Genomic DNA, 4341 nt, shown 5'->3' on the forward strand with positions numbered 1-4341 from the left:
GGCAACCAGCTCGCGCGGGCTGAATGGTTTCGTCACATAGTCGTCGCCGCCCATTTCGAGCCCGAGGATGCGGTCGATCTCCTCGTCGCGCGCAGAGAGGAACAGCACCGGCACATCGGATATGTGCCGCAGCCGCCGGCAGACCTCCAGCCCGTCCATTTCCGGCATGCCGATATCGAGCACGACGAGGTCCGGTGCCCGGCGGCCGATTGCCTGCAAGGCGGCGGCACCGTCGGCCACCCCTGTCGTTTTCATGCCGGCCTTCTCCAAGGCAAAGCAGATCACCTCGCGGATGTGCGGGTCATCGTCGGCGACGAGGATGTGATGCGGCATGGATCAGCGGCCCGGCATGGAAGGTTCGATAGCGGAGGGAATCACGAACGGCTCCTTGGTGTCGAGATATCGAAGCAGCCGCCAGTCGCGAAAGCTCCAGGCCCGCCAGTTCTGCTGGATAGTTCGATACCAGATTTCGTCGCTGCCGCGCACGCCGGCCAGTTCGCGGACAGTGCCGGCGGCCGCCGTCTTGCCCTGGTGCTCGAGGAAGCGATCAAGCGCGGGAAACGCGCCCGGACCGAGCGAGTGAAGATACCAGGCGTCTAGGGGAATGCCCTGGCCGGTCATTTCGAGGGAATGGTCGACATTGTAGTTGGCGATCGTTGCTGCGAAATTGATGAAACAGCCGGCATAAAGCGTCAGGGATAACGTCAGAAGATTGGCGGACAGCAGCCATTCGTTGGATTTTCTAAGCGCGATGCGGGCAATGATCAGGGCAAGGCCTGCTGCCACCAGCCCCATCCAGACAAAGGCGGCGACGCGCCAGTAGGTCAATGCATAGATGCCGATATAGAGGTCGAGCCGCAGGATCGACGAGATGACCAGCATGATGTTCTGCGCCACCCAGACATAGACCAGCCGGCGGATCAGCGGATCGGCCGAGGTTTCGCTGCCGGGTCGCAGCGCTGCCAGCACGAAGCCGGCGGCAAGCAGTGCCGTGACGATCAAGGGATAGGCGCCACGATGCGCGTAGGAGGCGTAGCTCAGCCCATCGGGAAGCGCTGCCCCGCCCCACAGATAGGCGGCGTCGAGCGCCGTCTGCAGCGCAAACAGGATGTTGAAGACGATCAGGGCGCGCAGGATGGCGGCCTTGCCGAACAGGATGTCTTCGATGGTGGTGGCGGTTTTGCCGGCTTGAGCGCTGACCGCCGGCAACGCGCGCGGGATGCGGCGAACCAGGCGCGGTCGCAGAAAAGCCCAGACAGCGGCGAGCACGAACAGCCAGAAGGCAATCCGCGCCAGCTGGATAAGATCGAGCAGCCTCACGAGATCGATCAGCGACAGCCAATAGTCGATGACCGGATTGGCGGCACCGAACAGCGCCAGGAAGACCGCGCCCAGCGTCAGCGGCATCACCCAGACGGCGATCGCCGCCAGCCGGATGCGACGCCCACCGAACCGCCGCGCCGTCCTGCGCCAGCGGATGAAATCAATGACGAAGCGGAACGGCGCCGCCAGCCCGAACAGCACGATCTGCCCGGCAATGCGGGCGATGCTGTGCCGCAGCCGGCCGCTCAACGAAAGCGCGAAGACGGTCAGCGCCGCCAGCGCGATCGAGACCGACAGGGTGCTGACGTTTTCAGCCAGCGGCAGCAGCGGGACAAGCAAGGCGATGGGCTTGAGCCAGACCCGGCCGTCGTTGAAGGCGGCCGGGTGCACAGCGACGACCGCCGCGGCAATCAGCAGGGCGAACAGGAAAACCGTGATCCCGGCGGGCTGGCCATAGAACAGAAAATCCGCGAGCGCTGCCAGCAGGATGGCGACACCGAAACGGCTGCAATAGCTCGGCGCGGCGGAGAACAACGCTGTCATGACCTGGCTTTCCTGATGGCTTCCAGCCGAACCGTTGGCGGGCTTCTGCGGACAAAGGGAATGAGGGTTGCGACGGGACACGCGCGCGGCGGATCGGCCAGCCACCAGCCCTCGCTACGCAGTCGGTGAGGCAGGGACCAACGGGGCTTTGCTCGCTTGTGCATGCCGCTTGTCTCGCAAGCGGGCGGGGAAACGGCAGGGCGGATCCGAGGAGGTTTTCCGCAGGCCCGTGCAGTTTTCGTGCAGGGGTAAACGCTGCCAATCTCCCCCCTCGAGGGGGGAGATTGGCAGCTTCATGCCCGAGCTTGCCTCACCCGCCCACAAGCGGCATAGATCAGCCATGGAAACCTACCGTCCGCGCCGCTCCGTGCTCTACATCCCGGCCTCCAGCGACAAGGCCTTGGCCAAGATCGCGCAGCTTGCCTGCGATGCCATCATCATCGACCTGGAAGACGCCGTCGCTCCGGCCGACAAGATCGCCGCCCGCGAAAAACTGGCCGGCATTTTCGCCGGCCATTCCGAGAGACGCTGCGAGATGATCGTGCGCATCAATGCGATATCAGGCGAATGGGGCGCCGACGACCTGCTGGCTGCCGCAAGCTGCGAACCCGACGGCATCCTTCTGCCCAAGGTCGACACGCCGCGCGACCTGCTCGAGGCCGGCGACGTGCTTGACGACAATTTTACCCCCGACAGCGTGAAACTATGGGCGATGATCGAGACGCCCAAGGCGCTGCTCAACATCGGCGCCATCGCCGAACTTGGCCGCGATCCGGCCTCGCGGCTCAATTGTTTCGTTGCCGGAACGAATGATCTGGTCAAGGAGACCGGCATTCTGGCGACGCCTGATAGGCGCTACCTCGTGCCATGGCTGATGCAGATGGTGCTGGCCGCACGCGCCGGCGGCATCGACATGCTCGACGGCGTCTCCAACGATTTTCGCGACCTCGACGCCTTCGCCCATGAATGCGCGGAAGCCGCGGCCATGGGGTTCGACGGCAAGAGCCTCATCCACCCGGCCCAGATCGAAGCCGCGAACCGCGCCTTCGTGCCGTCCACGGAAGCGGTGGCCGAGGCACGCTCGGTGAAGGAAGCCTTCGCGCTCGCCGAGAATGCCGGCAAGGGTGTGATCGCGCTGAACGGCAGGATGGTCGAACGGCTGCACCTGGCGCAGGCCGAAAAACTGCTGGCGAAGGCAGCCGCCATCGGGTCATAAATGCTCGATGGATGCGAGTGGGCTACAGCTACTCACGACAGGAATTGAACAATGAAACTCTACCGCTTTCTGTCCGCTCCGGACGATGCCAGCTTCTGCCACAAGGTGACAGCGGCGCTGAACAAGGGCTGGCATCTGTTCGGCTCGCCGACCTATGCCTACGACAAGAAGGCCAAAGCGATGCGTTGCGGCCAGGCCGTGGTCAAGGATATCGACGGTCAGGAATACGGGCCCGATACCAAGCTGAGTGACTGGTAGATTTGAAAAGCTCCGACGCAGCGTGTGTTGAGATTCAGGTCAGGCCGAGTCGAAAATGGTGGTTTCCGAGAACCGGAGCGGAGCGTACTTTTGGGTACGTGAGCACAGTTCTACCGCGACGCGGTAGAGCGGGGAAGCGCAGGAAGCCATCATTTGCAGGCCGGCATCACCTGAATATCAGCGCACCCTACTCCGCCGCCTCTTCGATCTTCTCCATATCTTCGTCCGACAGGCCGAAATGGTGGCCGATCTCGTGGATCAGCACGTGGGTGACGATGTCGCCCAGCGTCTCTTCGTTCTCGGACCAGTAATCGAGGATGGCGCGGCGGTAGAGCGTGATGCGGTTCGGGCCTTCGCCGGTCTGCGGGTTCCAGCGCTCGGCGATGCCGCGTCCCTCGAACAGGCCGAGCAGGTCGAATGGCGTTTCCAGCGACAGATCGTCCATGATTTCGTCGGTCGGGAACTCGGCGATCTGGATGACGATCTCGCCGGTCAGTTTGCGAAAATCCTCCGGCAGATGGGCGTACGCCTCCAGCGCCAGGAACTCCATTTCGTCCATCGAGGGCGAGAGTTCGTCGTGCCAGGTGCGGGTCTTGTAGATGCGGGCCATGCTTTGTCCTTTGATCCCGGCATATAGGCTTTCGCACCGGAATCGGCAAATGAACGGGCCGATGCGCCTGCGCCATCCCTGCAGAGAGGAATAAATTCCCCATGACTCTGCTTGACTCTTGGGATGCGCTCTGGAATCTATAGGAACATAACAGGAACAATTGTGAGTGGAAGCTGACCGTCATGGCGATGACCGCCGTGGCGCGGGAGACTGTTTTTGCCCTGCGCCGCCAGATCGCGAAAATCGAGGGAACGCTGCCCGAGCGCTTGGCTGCGCCGGCAGCCGCACCCTTTGATGCTGACGTCAACACTGATCTCACAATCGTCCGGCGTGGCATTGCCGCGGCGTTGCCGGATGCGTTCCTGCCTATCGGCGTCGGGCGCCTCGACGC

Annotated in this window: 5 protein-coding genes and 1 pseudogene; 3 read left to right on the plus strand and 3 right to left on the minus strand. The window is 63.2% G+C overall.

The annotated features are described in order from the left end of the window. The coding region (locus tag EN914_RS25925) for a response regulator transcription factor (protein ID WP_127389346.1) at nucleotides 1-333 on the minus strand (333 nt) is incomplete at its 3' end. A 3-nt stretch (nucleotides 334-336) separates the two neighbouring features. After that, nucleotides 337-1866, minus strand: a complete 1530-nt coding sequence (locus tag EN914_RS25930; protein WP_024504049.1) for a DUF4173 domain-containing protein — start codon at nucleotides 1864-1866, stop codon at nucleotides 337-339. Nucleotides 1867-2206: 340 nt separating this feature from the next. On the opposite strand from EN914_RS25930, the gene EN914_RS25935 reads away from it, so the two are divergent. Beyond that, nucleotides 2207-3082, plus strand: a complete 876-nt coding sequence (locus tag EN914_RS25935) for a CoA ester lyase (protein WP_024504050.1) — start codon at nucleotides 2207-2209, stop codon at nucleotides 3080-3082. Between the two features lie 51 nt (nucleotides 3083-3133). Further along, nucleotides 3134-3340 carry a DUF1737 domain-containing protein gene (locus EN914_RS25940; protein WP_013528780.1) on the plus strand — a complete coding sequence of 69 codons (207 nt, stop codon included), beginning with the start codon at nucleotides 3134-3136 and terminating at the stop codon, nucleotides 3338-3340. A gap of 187 nt (nucleotides 3341-3527) precedes the next feature. Here EN914_RS25940 and EN914_RS25945 read toward each other — a convergent pair whose 3' ends face one another. Next, complete coding sequence (locus EN914_RS25945) at nucleotides 3528-3950, minus strand: metallopeptidase family protein (protein ID WP_013528779.1); 423 nt, start codon at nucleotides 3948-3950, stop codon at nucleotides 3528-3530. 182 nt (nucleotides 3951-4132) lie between these two features. Here EN914_RS25945 and EN914_RS25950 point away from each other — a divergent pair. Next, nucleotides 4133-4341 (plus strand): annotated as a pseudogene (locus EN914_RS25950) (hypothetical protein); the annotation flags it as partial.

This window comes from Mesorhizobium sp. M7A.F.Ca.CA.001.08.2.1, assembly GCF_003998455.1.
Classification (GTDB): Bacteria; Pseudomonadota; Alphaproteobacteria; order Rhizobiales; family Rhizobiaceae; genus Mesorhizobium; species Mesorhizobium ciceri.

What these genes read in the sequence shown, in the direction of transcription:
- EN914_RS25940 (WP_013528780.1), top strand. Translation starts at nt 3,134, where the DNA reads ATGAAACTCTACCGCTTTCTGTCCGCTCCGGACGATGCCAGCTTCTGC.
- EN914_RS25945 (WP_013528779.1), bottom strand. Translation starts at nt 3,950, where the DNA reads ATGGCCCGCATCTACAAGACCCGCACCTGGCACGACGAACTCTCGCCC.
- EN914_RS25935 (WP_024504050.1), top strand. Translation starts at nt 2,207, where the DNA reads ATGGAAACCTACCGTCCGCGCCGCTCCGTGCTCTACATCCCGGCCTCC.
- EN914_RS25930 (WP_024504049.1), bottom strand. Translation starts at nt 1,866, where the DNA reads ATGACAGCGTTGTTCTCCGCCGCGCCGAGCTATTGCAGCCGTTTCGGT.